Annotated in this window: 17 protein-coding genes; 6 read left to right on the top strand and 11 right to left on the bottom strand. The window is 71.4% G+C overall.

Annotated features, from left to right (window positions below; translation table 11 throughout):
• Positions 1 to 17: 17 nt before the first annotated feature.
• Positions 18 to 689 carry a hypothetical protein gene (locus J5X75_RS14965; RefSeq protein WP_208467966.1) on the bottom strand — a complete coding sequence of 224 codons (672 nt, stop codon included), beginning with the start codon at positions 687 to 689 and terminating at the stop codon, positions 18 to 20.
• A 42-nt stretch (positions 690 to 731) separates the two neighbouring features.
• Between J5X75_RS14965 and J5X75_RS14960 the strand changes: the two genes are divergently transcribed.
• Together J5X75_RS14960 and J5X75_RS14955 are read left to right on the top strand one after the other, a co-directional pair.
• Positions 732 to 1,442: a GNAT family N-acetyltransferase gene (locus J5X75_RS14960; protein WP_208467965.1), complete on the top strand. Its 711-nt coding sequence runs from the start codon at positions 732 to 734 to the stop codon at positions 1,440 to 1,442.
• A gap of 580 nt (positions 1,443 to 2,022) precedes the next feature.
• Positions 2,023 to 2,658: a methyltransferase domain-containing protein gene (locus tag J5X75_RS14955; protein WP_208467964.1), complete on the top strand. Its 636-nt coding sequence runs from the start codon at positions 2,023 to 2,025 to the stop codon at positions 2,656 to 2,658.
• Here J5X75_RS14955 and J5X75_RS14950 read toward each other — a convergent pair.
• From J5X75_RS14950 to J5X75_RS14935, 4 genes are all read right to left on the bottom strand, one after another.
• Positions 2,642 to 3,061: an SRPBCC family protein gene (locus tag J5X75_RS14950; protein WP_208467963.1), complete on the bottom strand. Its 420-nt coding sequence runs from the start codon at positions 3,059 to 3,061 to the stop codon at positions 2,642 to 2,644. The two genes, J5X75_RS14955 and J5X75_RS14950, sit on opposite strands and share 17 nt — an antisense overlap.
• 65 nt (positions 3,062 to 3,126) lie before the next feature.
• Positions 3,127 to 3,876, bottom strand: a complete 750-nt coding sequence (locus tag J5X75_RS14945; RefSeq protein WP_208467962.1) for a hypothetical protein — start codon at positions 3,874 to 3,876, stop codon at positions 3,127 to 3,129.
• A gap of 721 nt (positions 3,877 to 4,597) precedes the next feature.
• A complete protein-coding gene (locus J5X75_RS14940) occupies positions 4,598 to 5,053 on the bottom strand; it encodes a hypothetical protein (protein WP_208467961.1) in 456 nt (151 codons plus the stop codon).
• 64 nt (positions 5,054 to 5,117) lie between these two features.
• On the bottom strand, positions 5,118 to 5,666 hold the full coding sequence (locus J5X75_RS14935; protein ID WP_208467960.1) for a hypothetical protein: 549 nt from the start codon (positions 5,664 to 5,666) through the stop codon (positions 5,118 to 5,120).
• A gap of 14 nt (positions 5,667 to 5,680) precedes the next feature.
• Here J5X75_RS14935 and J5X75_RS14930 point away from each other — a divergent pair, with 14 nt between their 5' ends.
• Positions 5,681 to 6,337, top strand: a complete 657-nt coding sequence (locus tag J5X75_RS14930; protein ID WP_208467959.1) for an HAD family hydrolase — start codon at positions 5,681 to 5,683, stop codon at positions 6,335 to 6,337.
• Between the two features lie 103 nt (positions 6,338 to 6,440).
• On the opposite strand, the gene J5X75_RS14925 is transcribed toward J5X75_RS14930, so the two are convergent.
• The gene (locus J5X75_RS14925; RefSeq protein WP_208467958.1) at positions 6,441 to 6,788 is read right to left on the bottom strand and encodes a DoxX family protein; all 348 of its coding nucleotides are present in this window, start codon (positions 6,786 to 6,788) and stop codon (positions 6,441 to 6,443) included.
• A 96-nt stretch (positions 6,789 to 6,884) separates the two neighbouring features.
• Here J5X75_RS14925 and J5X75_RS14920 point away from each other — a divergent pair, with 96 nt between their 5' ends.
• Entirely contained in the window at positions 6,885 to 7,262 is a 378-nt protein-coding gene (locus J5X75_RS14920; RefSeq protein ID WP_307798087.1) for a winged helix-turn-helix transcriptional regulator, read from the top strand.
• A 203-nt stretch (positions 7,263 to 7,465) separates the two neighbouring features.
• Here J5X75_RS14920 and J5X75_RS14915 read toward each other — a convergent pair whose 3' ends face one another.
• Positions 7,466 to 8,158, bottom strand: coding sequence for an aspartate/glutamate racemase family protein (locus tag J5X75_RS14915; protein ID WP_238488080.1), 693 nt, complete (start codon positions 8,156 to 8,158; stop codon positions 7,466 to 7,468).
• On the opposite strand from J5X75_RS14915, the gene J5X75_RS14910 reads away from it, so the two are divergent.
• The gene (locus J5X75_RS14910; RefSeq protein ID WP_208468026.1) at positions 8,084 to 8,548 is read left to right on the top strand and encodes a hypothetical protein; all 465 of its coding nucleotides are present in this window, start codon (positions 8,084 to 8,086) and stop codon (positions 8,546 to 8,548) included. The two genes, J5X75_RS14915 and J5X75_RS14910, sit on opposite strands and share 75 nt — an antisense overlap.
• Here the strand turns inward: J5X75_RS14910 and J5X75_RS14905 are convergent.
• Genes J5X75_RS14905 through J5X75_RS14890 form a run of 4 tightly spaced genes read right to left on the bottom strand, consistent with a single transcriptional unit; the run spans position 8,539 to position 11,843 of the window.
• Positions 8,539 to 8,931: a VOC family protein gene (locus J5X75_RS14905; RefSeq protein ID WP_208467955.1), complete on the bottom strand. Its 393-nt coding sequence runs from the start codon at positions 8,929 to 8,931 to the stop codon at positions 8,539 to 8,541. The genes J5X75_RS14910 and J5X75_RS14905 overlap by 10 nt on opposite strands.
• 4 nt (positions 8,932 to 8,935) lie before the next feature.
• Complete coding sequence (locus J5X75_RS14900) at positions 8,936 to 10,234, bottom strand: PEP/pyruvate-binding domain-containing protein (protein WP_208467954.1); 1,299 nt, start codon at positions 10,232 to 10,234, stop codon at positions 8,936 to 8,938.
• Positions 10,231 to 10,812 carry a transcriptional regulator gene (locus J5X75_RS14895; protein ID WP_208467953.1) on the bottom strand — a complete coding sequence of 194 codons (582 nt, stop codon included), beginning with the start codon at positions 10,810 to 10,812 and terminating at the stop codon, positions 10,231 to 10,233. The genes J5X75_RS14900 and J5X75_RS14895 overlap by 4 nt, the downstream gene beginning before the upstream one ends.
• The gene (locus tag J5X75_RS14890) at positions 10,809 to 11,843 is read right to left on the bottom strand and encodes a TetR family transcriptional regulator (protein WP_208467952.1); all 1,035 of its coding nucleotides are present in this window, start codon (positions 11,841 to 11,843) and stop codon (positions 10,809 to 10,811) included. The genes J5X75_RS14895 and J5X75_RS14890 overlap by 4 nt, the downstream gene beginning before the upstream one ends.
• 230 nt (positions 11,844 to 12,073) lie before the next feature.
• Here J5X75_RS14890 and J5X75_RS14885 point away from each other — a divergent pair, with 230 nt between their 5' ends.
• On the top strand, positions 12,074 to 13,636 hold the full coding sequence (locus J5X75_RS14885) for an ATP-binding cassette domain-containing protein (RefSeq protein WP_307798086.1): 1,563 nt from the start codon (positions 12,074 to 12,076) through the stop codon (positions 13,634 to 13,636).
• The last annotated feature ends 1 nt before the right edge of the window (position 13,637 follow it).

Here is a 13,637-nt window from a genome sequence, read left to right as displayed (position 1 = left end):
CCAGGTCAGGACGATGCTCAGCGCAGACCCAGTGCGGACAGCGCGGAACGCACCGCCGCACCCGCGGGCCGCAGGATCTCGTCGCGCACCCAGCGCCCGGCCGGGGCCACGATGGCGCGCCATACCCACGCGAGGCCCCGGAACAGCAGCCCGAACGTGTACCGCCAGACGAACCGGATCACGATCCCGATCGGTCGCAGCACGAACCGGTAGGCGCCCTCCCAGCCGATCTTGAGGAACCACAGCAGCGCCCGGCCCACCGGGGCCAGCACCCACCGCCAGACGAACTCCAGGCTCACCGCGATCGCGATCCCGATGGGCCGCAGCACCCAGCGATAGAACGCCTCCGCGACCGGCACGATCACGGTGCGCCACAGCCACCGCAGCGGCACGGCGAGAACCGCGATGACCCACGCGAAAACGGCCACCAGACCTTTGCCCACCCAGCGCAGCACCGGCGCGAACACCGCCCGCCACAGCCACTCGAGCGGGATCACCACGAGATGACGCCACAGCCATGCGAGCGGGATGACCACGAGATGACGCCACAGCCAGACGACCGGCGTCATCAGGTAGGCGAGCGCCTCGAACAACAGGCGGAACGGCAGCACCACGAGGATGGCGACGACCCGGACCGGCCACAGGAACCACGGAAGCTCGGACTCGCGGGACTGATCGATGTTCGGCACGCGCTCAAGGTAGCCGATGGCGCAAACGATTACGGTGTTCAAGTGATCAAGATCGAACAGCACGCCGTGAGGGCCTGGCCCGCCATCGAGAACGAGCGGACCGACGGCTGGCTGCTGCGGCACACCCCCGGTGTGACCAGGCGCCGCAACAATGCCGCCCTGCCCCCGCCCGCCGACCGTCACCCGGAACGGTCCATCGGCGCGGTCGAGTCCTACTACCGGTCCCGCGGCGCGGCGGTGACCATCCAGGTCAGCCCCGCCGAGAAACACGCCACGCTGGACGCCGCACTGGCCGCGCGCGGCTACCGCCTCGACGCGCCCACGCTGGTCCTGAGCGCTTCAGCGGCCACGATCACCGACCGGTCCACGCCGGCGATCCCGGTGCAGATCACCCCGGAACTGACTTCCGCGTGGCGCGCCGCCTACGGCTCCGCCGCGGTCAGCGACCTCGTCCTCTCCCGCATCTGCGCCCCCACCGGCTTCGCCAGCATCACGGTCGATGGCGAGATCGCCGCGTTCGGCCTGTTTGTCGCCGGCGACGGCCTCACCGGCGTGTTCTGCATGGCCACCGCCCCGGCCCATCGCTGCCGCGGCTACGCCGCCGCCATCCTCCGCGCCGGCGCCGCCTGGGCCCTCACCCACGGAGCCCGCACCCTCTACCTGCAGGTCGAGGCCGACAACGACCCGGCAAGACGCCTCTACGAGGCCGCCGGGTTCACGCACTCCCACAGCTACCACTACCGCATTCTCTAAACCCCATTTCGTACGGGCTACACGAACCCGATCCTCCATTTCCGCGAGCAACTGCCACACCGGACCGTGCCGCGCCCGCCGGGCGTGAGTGGGTGGCCGGTCCACGATCACAAACCCGTCCGAACAGCAACCGAACATTCCCAGCCAGCTGGCCATTTCGGCTGGTCGTGAGCGCTGTTTCGGCGCAGCTGAGACAGCGCTGGGAACCCGCCGGTCGGTTCCATCTGGTTGTGTGAGGGTTGCTTCAGCACCGTTGAGAACGCACTGACGATTCCGGCCGGCCGTGAGTGCTGTCTCAAGCTCCGAAACAGCACTCACGGCCAGCCGGGCAAGACCGACCACAGCGCGCGGCCGCCTGGAAACGGACCGGACCATGATCACTTTCGCGATCCCAGGATCCACGTTGCGGGTGGTCGGGCGTGTTCACGTTCGTGATTTCCGGATCAGCGCGCTGGCGGGTGTGGCGTGGCGCTGCATGATGACGGGACGGTGACGGACTGGATCGGGTGGCGTGGCGCTCGCACGATGACGGGACGGTGACGGACTGGATCGGGTGGCGTGGCGCTCGCATGATGACGGGATGGCGACGGACTGGATCGGGTGGCACCGCGACTACGACGACCCCGGCTCCGAGTTGGCCCAGCGGCTTGGGGTGGTCCGGGCGCACCTCACGTGGGCACTGTCCGAGTTCGACGGTGAGATCCGAGTGATCAGCCTCTGCGCGGGCGACGGCCGCGACGTCCTACCGGTCCTCGCCCGCCACCCCGGCCCGGTCCGGGCGACCCTGGTCGAACTGAACCCCGATCTCGCGCGGCGCGCCCGGGAAACGGCCCACGAACTCGGCCTGACCGGCATCGACGTGCGCACCGGCGACGCGGGCCTGGCCGGAACCTACCTCGACGCCGCCCCAGCGCACATTCTCACCGCGTGCGGCGTCTTCGGAAACATCTCCGAAGCGGACGTACGCCGTACGATCGCTGCTCTTCGCTCTTTGTCGCATCCCGGCGGCGTGGTCGTCTGGACGCGCGGGCGCGGCGACGCCGGGCCGGACCCCAGCGACGACGTCCGCGCCTTCTTCGACCGCGACGGTTTCGAGGAGGTCGCGTTCACCCGCCCGGCCGGCGCCCGCTTCCGGGTCGGCGTGCACCGACTGATCGCCGCCCCGCAGCCGGTGGCCACGCTGGCGGGAAAGCGGCTGTTCAGCTTCGTTCGCTGAGTGCGGCCGCTTCGATGACGTCGCGAATCTCCCGGATGCCGACCTCCACCCGGGGCCGGACATGGGCGGCCATGGCATGCGGCAGCACGTCGGTCTGCCACACCAGACGGCTGCCGGCCTCGTCCTCGAACACCTGGAACGACGCGTGATGGTAGGTGAGCGGCATCCGCTGGCCCTCGACCACGGTGTACGCCATCCGCCGCAACTCGTGGTCGACGGAGATGATCAGCTCACGGACCTCGGCACCGTCCGGCATGGTCAGAATCCGGTGGTCGCCGTCGATCTGGACGTTCAGCACTCGGCGCGGCAACATCCGCTGATGCACCGCCCCGACGTCGGCCACCGCCTCCCACACCTGCTGAACCGGAACGGACAGGACAGTATCGACGCGTACGGTGGCCACCGGCCAACCCTAATCGCGCCGCCTGTCCGGTGGATCACCCGGGGCCGCGCCGCGAAAGCCGGCCGTCACAGCAACGAGTAGACGCTCTTCGGTGCTTGCCCCGCATTGATCTTGCCGGGCACCGGGGTCGATCCGAAGCCGGAGTACTCCACCCGGTACACGACACCGTCCGGCAGCGTCACGGTCATCCCGGAGACCACCTCGTCGGTGACGGTCACCTCGAACGGCACTTCGGCGGCCCGCTCGCCCAGCTGGTCGACGACGTCACGCGGCATGATCGAGTCGGTGCGGTCCACGGTACGCAGATCGACCGTTCCCGCGAAGCGGCCCGGCGCCGGCTCCCGGATCTCGGTCGCGAACTTCACCGTGTCCCGGATCTCCGCGACGTCGCCTCCGTCACCGTCCACCAGTACCGGGAACAGTTTCTCGGCGGGCAACCGGTTCTGGTCGAGCGCCATCCATTCTGTGGGCACGCCGAGGCGCCGATGCCACGATGCCGGCTCCAGTGCCACTCGGACCCACACCGGGGTGCCGACCCGTCGTGCGGTCACGGTCATCCGCAGGTCACGTCCCGGTACGGTTCGCTGCTGCGTGACCTGCATGACACTGTCCGCGTCGGAGAACACCCCGGCCACCGGCGTGCCGGGTCCGCTGATCCGGAAGGCGTAGGCGCCGTCGGCGAAGTCGGGAATCGCCGCCAGCAGGCCCTTCCGGTCAACCGTGGGCGCGGGTTGCGGCGTGCTCGCCGGCGGCTCGGCCGGGGCCGTGCATCCGGCCAGCGCACCCGCCATGAGAAGCGCGATCCCGATTCGCACGAGCACTCCCTACCCATCGACAAAATCAAGATCATAATTGGGTACGGGGCGCAGTGCGCCAGCCGGGTCCACTTCTCGTGGGCGTGCCCGGCCGGCGACCACCGGCCACCGCTCGGCCCCGATCCTTGACGGGCGGCGGCGTCGGCAAGGTCGCCGAGAAGCCGCCAGAAGGCGACAGCCGAAGCCGGGAACAGCGTGCCCGCACACGGCTGGCCGTGTGATCTTACGGGTGCCTGGCCGGGAACGGTGGGATCAGAGTGCCTGCACATGGCTGGCCGTGTGGTCTTACGGGTGCGCGGCTGGAGATGGCGGAATCAGCGTGCCCGCGCACGGCTGGCCGTGTGGTTCTACGGGTGCTTGGCTGGGGGTGGCGGGATCGGGGCGGTCGTGGGTGGCTGGCCGTGTGCTCTCCCGAGCACCTGGCCGGGAACGGTGGGATCAGCGTGTTTGTGAGCGGGCTGGCCGGGTGGTCTCACGAACGTGCGGCCGGGAACGGTGGGATCAGCGTGTTTGTGAGCGGGCTGGCCGGGTGGTCTCACGAACGTGCGGCCGGGAACGGTGGGATCGGCGTGTTTGTGAGCGGGCTGGCCGAGTGGTCTCACGAACGTGCGGCCGGGAACGGTGGAATCAGCGTGCTTGTGAACGGCTGGCCGAGCGGCCTCACGAACGTGCGGCCGGGAGCAGTGGGATCAACCTGCCGTGAACGGCCGGCCGAGTGGTTTCACGAGCGACCGGCCGGCTGTGGCTCGGTGCGCCGGGCGCGGCGCAGGACCACCAGCGACCACACCGACGGCAGCAGGAACGTGATGACGAACGGCACCCCGAACAGGAAGGTCAGGCCGACGCCGAAGTTGGCGCCGATCACTCCGGCCGTCCAGATGCGCTCGGCCCAGCCCAGGTAGGCGCCGATCGCGAGGACCGACACCGCGACACCCCACCAGGCGCGGTGCATCCGCCCGGTGACCGTGCCGTGGATCAGGACGCCGAGTGCGGCCAGCGCCGTCAGGAACGCGACCACGCCGAGGATCACGTCGCCGGCCTCGCCGAACGTGACCGGGTGGTAGGCGTAGTCCAGAACGATGTCGGCGGAGGTGTCGGTCAGGTCGCCGACCAGCCACCACGTGGCGACGGGAACAGCGGGGACCAGCGGGACGAGTGCGAGCGGGTACGCCTTCAACAGTGTTCAGCCTCGGTTTCGTGCACGTCAGGACGGTCCATGCTGACGATGATCAACTCAACCGTCAAGTGCACTCAACACGTACATCATCGGGTTGGAACCAGAGATAGGGTCGCGGCTCCAAGGCCGGGGACAGCACCCGCTCGCGCAGCCCGAGCCCCGCGAGGGCGACGCGGGAGGCGTGCTCGCCCGGCAGGATCCGGAAGACGTGCGACGGAAACGGCCAAGCGGTGAGCAGCCACTCGTGAACCGCGCGGGCGACCGTCGTGGCGAGATCCTGGCGGTCCTGCCGGATCCAGAACGTGACCATCGGAGCACCCGCCGGAAAACAGCCCCGCAAGCGCTCGCGCACCGGGTTCAGGTACAGGCAGCACAGTGACGTGGTGTGCGCCGGATCGAGCAGCGCGAACGTGTACGCCCGTCCGGCCCGGTGATCGTCCTCGTGCCCGGCGAGCTGCGCGAGATCCTGGTCGAGCGTGAACCCGTCGACCGGCCAGCGACCGTCACTGTGGATCCGGATCACGTCCGGGCTGGCCATGTAGGCGGCGTAGTCCAGCTCCGCCAGCGCCGTGGTCAGCGGAACCGCGTGGAAGTCGTCGTGCCGCAGCTCCATGGTCTACTGCCTCCGTGACATTGCTGTTGGTGGATCTCGACAACACGCTGATCGACCGGGACGCCGCCTTCCGTGCGGCGGCCGCCGCGTTCCTGGCCGAGCACCGGCTGCCCGCCGGCGATCTTTCCTGGCTGATGGGTGTGGACGCCAGCGGATACGCGCCCCGCGAGGTCGTCGGCAACGCCCTGATCGACCGGTACGGCGTCCCCGGCGCCGCCGTCCGCGCCCTTCTCGACACCGGCGCCGCCGACCGCGTCACCCTCGCCCTGGCCACCGCCGGCGCCCTCGCGACCGCCCGCGCCACCGGCTGGACCTGCGTGATCGTCACCAACGGCCGCACCGCCCAGCAGACGGCCAAGATCCGCAACACCGGGCTGGACCGGCTGGTCGACGGCTGGGTCGTATCCGAGGCGGCCGGCCACAAGAAGCCCGCTCCGCAGATCTTCCACGCCGCTGCCGCCGTAGCCGGTCTCCCGCTGCGCGACGCGTGGGTGATCGGCGACTCGCCGCACGCCGACATCGCCGGCGCTGCCGCGTGTGGCCTGCCCAGTGTCTGGATCTCAGCGGGCCGCCCGTGGACGGCGCCCGGCCCCCGCCCCACCCGAATCGCCCACGACGCGGCGGCCGCCCTGAAGCAGGTCACAGCCGGGCGGTGGCCGGCCAGGCCGTGACTACCGACAGCAGGACAAGGCCGATCAGCGGGGGCTCTTACAGCCAGGTGGTGGCCGACTAGGCCGTGACCACCGACAACAGGACAGGCCGATCAGCCGGGTCTTACAGCCAGGTGGTGGCCAGCCAGGCCGTGACCACCGACAACAGGACAAGGCCGATGTTCAGGCCGATCAGCCGAGCCTCGCCCCGGCGCAGGTGAGTGATGATCGCGCCCACCTGGAGCAGCGTGAGACCCACGGCGGCCGCCATGCCGAGGTACGGGGGCAGCAGCAGCCCGGCCGCACCCAGCAGTTCCAGCGCCCCGATGACCCGGACCAGCCGCATGGGGATCTGATCCACCCAGCCCATCATCGGCCGCAGCTGATCCTGACTCTGCGTGACCTTCTTGCCGCCCGAGTAGGCGTAGAACACCGCGAGCAGCACGGCGAGTACCCAGTACGCGATAAGCATGAGAGTTACCTTTCGTAAGTAGCCACATCATGCGGTACTAAGGTGAGGCGTACAAAAGGCACACGGATGTGCCCAAGGCACAGAGAGTTGTCACCGGTGGACTACGAACACACCTGCAAGATCCGCGGCGACGGCGGCCGCACGCTGCGTGCCATCCTTGACCAGATCTGCAACAAGTGGACGCTTCTGGTCGTCGCCACCCTCGACCAGGGCACTCTCCGCTTCGGCGACCTGCACCAGCAGGTCCCCGGCATCTCCCAGCGGATGCTCACCCTCACCCTGCGCAACCTCGAACGCGACGGCCTGGTAACCCGCACCGTCTACGCCGAGGTGCCGCCGCGCGTCGAGTACGCGCTCACCCCTGTCGGGAAAAGCCTCATCCCACCGGCTCTCGCCCTGGCCGCTTGGGCCATCGAGCACGTGCCGGGCATCGAGGCTCGGCGAGCCGATCATCTTTCGAGGGGTGCGTCGTGAGCGCATCGGCGTTCGGCTTGGCGGCGTGGGCCGTCGCCCATGTGCCGGGCATTGAGGCTCGGTGTGCTGATCACGATCTTTCGAGGGGTGCGTCGTGAGCGCATCGGCTTTCGTCTTGGCGGCGTGGGCCGTCGAGCATGTGCCGGGCACCGAGCCTCGGCGAGCCGATCACCCCTCGACGGGTACGCCGTGAGCGCACCGGCTCACGGAAGGCCCGGCCGCCGTGGCCGATCGGGACGCAGCGCGTGGTCGAGGGCGGCCTCGCAGTGCAGCCGGGTGGTCGGGAACACCGGGACCGCGCTGTCGCTCTCGCCGACCAGCAGCTCGATCTCGGTGCAGCCGAAGATGACGCCCTCCGCCCCGTCGGCGATCAGCCGGCCGATGATCCGGCGGTAGGCGTCGCGGGACTCCGGCTTGACGATGCCCAAGCACAGCTCGTCGTAGATGACGTCGTTGACGATCCGCTGGTCCTCGGTGGACGGCACCAGCACCGTGAGGCCGTGCCCGGCCAGCCGGCCGCGATAGAAGTCCTCCGCCATGGTGAATCGGGTGCCGAGCAGCCCCACCGTGGTGACGCCCCGCCGTTTCACCGCCTCGGCCGTGGTGTCACCCAGGTGCAGCAGCGGAATGCCGACGACGGCGGCCACCCGGTCGGCGACCTTGTGCATCGTGTTGGTGCACAGCACGACGAAGTCCGCCCCGGCCGCCTCCAGCGCCCGGGCCGCCTCGCCCAGTGCCGCCCCCGCCTCGTCCCACCGGCCCTCGGCCTGCATCACCTCGATGGCGGCGAAGTCGACCGAGTACAGCACGCAGCGCGCCGAGTGCAGCCCACCGAGCCGCTCGCGGGTCAGATCGTTGAGCAGCCGATAGTACTCGGCGGTGGACTGCCAGCTCATGCCGCCGAGAAGCCCAATCAGGCGCATCTGTCGACCTTATCCGAGGCTGCTGAGGAGCCCGATCAGGCGCATCTGCCGATCCTGTCCGAGGCTGCCGAGGAGCCCGATCAGGCGCATCTGCCGACCCTGTCCGAGGCTGCTGAGGAGCCCGATCAGGCGCATCTGCCGACCCTGTCCGAGGCTGCTGAGGAGCCCGATCAGGCGCATCTGTCGACCCTGTCCGAGGCTGCTGAGGAGCCCGATCAGGCGCATCTGTCGACCCTGTCCGAGGCTGCTGAGGAGCCCGATCAGGCGAATCTGTCGACCCTGTCCGAGGCTGCTGAGGAGCCCGATCAGGCGAATCTGCCGACCCCATCCGACGCCACCGGGAGCGGGGCGTCTCACGTGTAGAGGCAGAACGGATGCCCGGCCGGATCCAGCAGGACCCGGACGTTCTCCTGCGGCTGATGGCCGGGAAGTTCGGCGCCGAGGCGGAGAGCGTGCGCCACGGCCGCCTCCAGATCGGTGACCTCGAAGTCGAGGTGCACCATCATCTGCTGCCGGCCCGGAGCCGGCGGCCAGGTGGGCCGCACGTAGTCCGGGTTGTACTGGATGCTCAGGTAGGCGACACCCTCACCCAGGTCGAGGGCCGCCCCGGTCTCATCCTGTTTCCAGATCGCCCACCCGCGCAGTTCGGAGTAGAAGCGGGCGAGCACGGCCACGTCAGGCGCGTCCAGGACGACGCCCCACCAGTCGTGGCGGGCCGAGCGGTCGGCGGGCGGATTCTCCGGCATGTGGTCACGTTACCGGCGCTTCGGCGGCCCAGCGCAGCAGCCGAGCCAGGTGCGGGCCGGCGTCCGCGGTGGCCGTCTCGGCGACACCGAGGACGATCTCGCCTCCGGTGCCGTCGATGGTGACGACGGTGCCCTCCGGATGGGATCGTCCGTCCACGATGATGCGGTCGGCGGCGACGGTGACGGCGGCCGCGCCCACGACGGCGGGTTTGCCCATCGACCGGGCGACGACGGCGGCGTGGCTGGTCAGGCCCCCGGTCGTGGTGACGATCCCGGTCGCGGCGGCCAGCCCGTGCAGGTCGAGCGGGGAGGTGTGTGGCCGGACCAGGACGACCGGCCCGCCGGCGGCCATCCGGACGGCGCCGTCCGCGGTGACCGCCACCCGGCCGGTCGCCACGCCCGGCCCGGCTCCCCGCCCGCGAGCGAGGATCTGCGCGGTGCGGATCCGTGGGACGGCGGCCGCCCGCAGGTGACCCGGCGTGATCCGGCGGACGGCGGTGGCCCGGTCGATGAGCCCCTCGTCCACGAGGTCGACGGCGACCCGGACGGCCGCGTGCCCGCTCAGCCCGCCGGGACGGACCTGGAGCAGCCACAGGCGACCGGACTCGACGGTGAACTCGACGTGGCACACGTCCCGGTAGTGGCGTTCCACCCGGTCCAGCGCGTCCATGAGCGCCGCCCACACGGCCGGCTCGCGGCCGGCCAGGGTATCCAGGGGCAACGTCGGGACGGTGCCGGAGACGACGGCGTCACCCTGACGTCGCGGCAGCACGTCACCGTACGGCCGCCGCTCGCCGGTGCTCGGATCACGGCTGAACGCCACCCCGGCGCCGCTGTGCTCGTCCCGGTGGCCGTGGACCATCGCCTGCACCACCACGGCGGTTCCCCGATCGTGCGGGATGTCGTGCAACTCCCGGTAGGTGACGGCGCGCGGCGCGTTCCAGGAGGCGAACACCCGGCGCACCGCCGCTCGCAGGTCGTCGATGGAGTCCACGTCGAGCAGGGTGTCCATCATTCCGGGCATGGACACGGCGGCCCCGGAACGGACCGACACCAGCAGCGGCCGGGCCGGATCGCCGAATCCGCGACCGGTCACGGCCGCCAGCTCACCGACCGCTTCGGCCAGCTCGCCGCCGGGAAGGCGACCATCGTCCAGAAAGGCACGGCAGGCGGCGGTGGGGATGACGAACCCGGGCGGCACGGGCAGCCCGAGCCGCATCAGGGTGACCAGGCCGTGCGCCTTCCCACCGATCACCGACGGGTCCAGGCCCAGGCCGGGAGCGAGCGCGTGGATCGCACTCATCGGGGGATCCCCAGGGTGACCAGCAGATCCTCGTGGAGCTGGAACCACACGTTGTGGTACGACGAGGTGCTCTCCGCCAGATCGCCGCGCGCCAGGGCCGTGCTGAGCCGCGTCCGGTAGGAGCCGAACCGGGGCAGCGCCGCGGCCAGCGCCGCGCACACGGGGGAGACCCGCCGGTCCAGGTCGGTGAAGCGGGCCAGCACCCGGTCGTCATAGCCCGCGTCCGTGTGGTCGTTGGCCGCCGCGACGCCGTCGACGGTGCGCAGGTGCCAGGCCGTGGACAGGTCGAGAAGTTCCGGGTTGAGGACCATGAAATCCTCGTACGCGCTGGTCACGGCCGCACGTGCCCCGGCCTTGTCCAGCTCCTCGGCGACGAGGCGGGCGTCCTCGATCTTGCCGGCCTCGGTCGGCCCCCACCCGCCGAAGGCCCCCGGCGTACGGGTGACGAGCCCCTCGACCGCCAGGTCGATCAACCGTGACTCGGTCTCCTCCGGCGGCAGCCCGGCCACCGACGCCACCCGGTCGAGGTCGGTGAATCCCATGCACCGCAGCGTGTGCAGCACGCGCAGGTCGGTCATGCCGTCGCCGCCGCGTGCCCGGCGCCACGGCCGTCGGCGCGGGCGACGACGCGCCCGTCCCGGATCCGCACCGCCGCCTCCGTGTCGTCGCCGACCGGCGCCCCGATGGCGTGGGCGAAACCCTCCGCCCCGTCGACGATGACCCGGACGGGTGGTCGCACCCCGCCGGGGAAGATCTGCCGCAGCATGGCCATGGTCCCGTCGACCCGCAGCCGCACGAGCGCCCCGAGCTCGGCGGGATCGCCGGTCACGGCCGCGATGGTGACGTTGTCGGCGGCCCGCACCGTCTCCTCGGCCGCGCCGAGCCGCCGGGCGCCGAGCACCACCAGCACCCCGTCGTCGATCTCCTCGGGTGGCTGCCACGGGTCGTCGCAGGCCCGCGCCGCCGGAATGAACGGCAGGTGCGGCGGGTCCCACTCGTCGTGCAGCGCGATGGTGGCCAGGTGACCGCAGGCGCGCGCCAGATCGAACGGGTCGCCGAACCCGGGCGCGGACTCGGCCAGGTGGTCGGCCCCGTGCAGCAGGGTGAGGATCGTCTCGGCGAGCCGTACCCGCCGCCCACCCGGCGGCCGGCACGACTCCAGCGCCAGCCCGAGCAGGAGCCCTTCCAGACGGGTGATCTCGCCGAGCACCCGCCGGCCCGGCTCGTCGTCGAACACCCCGGCCACCGATCGCGCCCGCAACCGCGCCCCGGCGGCGGTGTCCCCGGCCAGCGGCAGCCGGTCCAGCCAGATCCGGGCGAACGCCTCGGCCGCCGCCGCGACGCCGAAGGCCGGGCCGTCCGCGATGCCGAACGCCGGCGAGGCGCCGGCGACGGGCCGGTGCGGCCACTCGTCGAGCAGCACCGCCAGATAGAGGGACCGCTTGCTGGAGAAGTTCGAATACACCGCCCCGCGGGTCAGCTCGGCCCGCTCCGCGATCCGGTCGACCTTCGCCTCCGCATAACCGTGCTCCTCGAACTCCGACACCGCGGCGGCCAGCACCGCGGCCCGGGTGCGCGCCTGCTGCTGCGCCCGCGTCAACCGAACCATGCCCACAGGATACTCACATCATCCCGATGACGAGAACATCCGAAAAACGGGTGGCGGCCGCGAGCATCACCCCGCTAGCGTGGCCGGCATGCATTCAGGGATCGCTTTCATGAGGTTGCGCCTCCGCCGCTGACGGCGGCGCGACTCGCACCATGCCCGCCGTCTCGGCGTCCTGCCGGGCGGCCCTCTCCGGCTACCCGGCTCCTCTTCGAGAGCTGCGGAGCAACCCTGTGTCCCTGGAAACCATCACGGCCGCGCACCTGCGCGCCGACGACATCACCGTCACCCTCGGCGCCCGCCGGATCCTCGACCACGTCTCGGTCACCGTCTCCCCGAGGTCCCGGCTGGCGATCGTCGGCGAGAACGGCCGTGGCAAGACCACGCTGCTGCACGTCCTGGCCGGCCTGCTCACCCCGGACGCCGGCACGGTGCGCCGGGTCGGCTCCGTCGGCCTGGCCGCGCAGGCGCTGGCGGCCGGCCCCGGTCAGACGGTCGGCGCCCTCACCGGCGAGGCCCTGCACGCGTCGCACGCCGCCCTGACCGCTCTCGATCAGGCCACCTCCGACCTGACCGCGGGCCGCCCGGGCGCCGGCGAGCGCTACGCGGCAGCGCTGGAGGCGGCCACCCGGCTGGACGCGTGGGACGCCGACCGCCGTGTCGACGTCGCCCTGGAGGCGCTCGGCGCCTGCGCCGACCGCGACCGCGAACTGTCCACCCTCTCGGTGGGCCAGCGCTACCGGGTGCGGCTGGCCTGCCTGCTCGGCGTACCCCATGATCTGTTGTTGCTGGACGAGCCGACCAATCACCTGGACGCCGGCGGCCTCGCCTTCCTGACCGCCCGCCTGCGCGCGCATCCCGGCGGCCTGGCGCTGGTGAGCCACGACCGGCAGTTGCTGCGCGACGTGGCGGGTGAGTTCCTGGACCTGGATCCGAGCAGCGACGGCCGGCCCCGCTGGTATGCCGGGGGCTACGACGCCTGGCGGGACGGCCGGCGCCGCGACCGGCGGCGCTGGGAGCAGGAGCACGAGGAGCAGCAGGCCGAGCATCGCCGTCTGGAGCAGGCGGTGGACCGGGCCCGGGCCCGCCTGACCACCGGCTGGCGCCCCGACAAGGGCGTCGACAAGCACCGGCGCCAGTCCCACACGCCCGGCGTGGTGCAGGCCCTGAACCGCGATCGGGAGGCCCTGGCCGCGCACCGCGTCACCGTGCCGCCACCCCCGCCGGCTCTGCGGTGGCCCGAGCCGCCGACGCGGCCCGGCCTTCCGATCATGCATACCCGGGGGGTACGCGTGAGCGGCCGCCTGACGAAGCCGGTGACCCTGCACCTGGCCGGTGGTCAGCGACTGCTGGTCACCGGTGCGAACGGCGCCGGCAAGTCCACCCTCCTGGCCGTCCTGGCCGGGCGCCTCGCCCCGACCGAGGGCACGATCCACCGGTCGGACGCGGCGAGCGTCGCGCTGGTCGCTCAGGAGATCCCGGACTGGCCGCCGGACGCCACGGCACGCCGGATCTGCCCCGCCGACGCGACCGGCCTGCTCGACGCGGAAGCCCGGCGTACCCCGGTGTCGCGCCTGTCGCTGGGCCAGCAGCGCCGCCTCGACCTGGCGTCGCAGCTCACCGCACGACCGGATCTGATCATCTTCGACGAACCGACCAACCACCTGTCGGCCGCCCTGGTCGACGAGCTCACCGCCGCCCTGCGGCGTACCTCGGCCGCGGTCGTGGTCGCCACCCACGCCCGCCGACTGCTCGCCGACCTGGCCGGCTGGCCGACCCTGAACCTGGATCGATAGC

The sequence above is a fragment of the Actinoplanes flavus genome (assembly GCF_017592555.1).
Lineage (GTDB): Bacteria > Actinomycetota > Actinomycetes > Mycobacteriales > Micromonosporaceae > Actinoplanes > Actinoplanes flavus.
The sequence above is the reverse complement of the archived record's forward strand: the minus strand, read 5'-3'. Positions and strand labels throughout refer to the sequence as shown.

Excerpts from the sequence above, each read along its gene's own strand:
- J5X75_RS14900 (WP_208467954.1), bottom strand. The coding sequence starts at position 10,234 with ATGAGTGCGATCCACGCGCTCGCTCCCGGCCTGGGCCTGGACCCGTCG.
- J5X75_RS14915 (WP_238488080.1), bottom strand. The coding sequence starts at position 8,158 with ATGAGCTGGCAGTCCACCGCCGAGTACTATCGGCTGCTCAACGATCTG.
- J5X75_RS14905 (WP_208467955.1), bottom strand. The coding sequence starts at position 8,931 with ATGCCGGAGAATCCGCCCGCCGACCGCTCGGCCCGCCACGACTGGTGG.
- J5X75_RS14925 (WP_208467958.1), bottom strand. The coding sequence starts at position 6,788 with ATGCTTATCGCGTACTGGGTACTCGCCGTGCTGCTCGCGGTGTTCTAC.
- J5X75_RS14890 (WP_208467952.1), bottom strand. The coding sequence starts at position 11,843 with ATGGTTCGGTTGACGCGGGCGCAGCAGCAGGCGCGCACCCGGGCCGCG.
- J5X75_RS14935 (WP_208467960.1), bottom strand. The coding sequence starts at position 5,666 with ATGGAGCTGCGGCACGACGACTTCCACGCGGTTCCGCTGACCACGGCG.
- J5X75_RS14955 (WP_208467964.1), top strand. The coding sequence starts at position 2,023 with ATGGCGACGGACTGGATCGGGTGGCACCGCGACTACGACGACCCCGGC.
- J5X75_RS14895 (WP_208467953.1), bottom strand. The coding sequence starts at position 10,812 with ATGACCGACCTGCGCGTGCTGCACACGCTGCGGTGCATGGGATTCACC.